Below are 548 nucleotides of genomic sequence, written 5' to 3'. Positions count from 1 at the left end.
ATATAATCATCTTTGCTAAGTTTTAAGAATTCGTCAATCATCAAATTATCTGGATTCTCAGATTTCAATTTCCTCATTTCATCTTTACCTTCTTTTTCATGTCCTAAAAGTATCAATGAGAATGCGCGATTAAGTCTATTTGCAGCCAAATCCTTTTTGTTTTCGGGATTATTAATTCTATTATCAAAAATCTCGATACTTTTTTTATAGTATTTTATCGCTTTTAGTGAGTCTCCTTGTTTATCGTAAAGCATTCCTGCAAATGTCCATCCTTCAGCAAGGTCAGGCTTTATCTTAATAATCTTATTATTTGCTTGCAATGCTTTATCAAACTGTTTCCTACTTAAATAAATTCCTGTCATGTTTGAATAAGGTAAATAATAATTTTTATCAATCTTGATGGCTTTGTTAAACAAAATTAAAGCGCTATCATATTCCATTCGTTGCATTAATTGTACAGCTTTGTCGTTAAATTCAATTGCTTTAGGATTATAAACAGGTTTCTCATGCTGTACTTTGCAAGATTGTAAAATCGAAATGAAAATCAA

1 protein-coding gene is annotated in these 548 nt (G+C 29.6%); it reads right to left on the bottom strand.

Features of this window, described 5'->3' with window-relative positions:
- Window positions 1-548 (bottom strand): tetratricopeptide repeat protein (locus ACE01N_RS20660; protein ID WP_380593006.1); only part of this gene is annotated, 548 nt, incomplete at both ends.

Origin of the sequence: Quyinboa ferrireducens, from assembly GCF_042436675.1 — a bacterium.
Classification (GTDB): Bacteria; Bacteroidota; Bacteroidia; order Bacteroidales; family UBA5342; genus JBHJHP01.
Note: the sequence above shows the minus strand (reverse complement) of the source record. Positions and strands in the feature narration are given on the sequence as shown.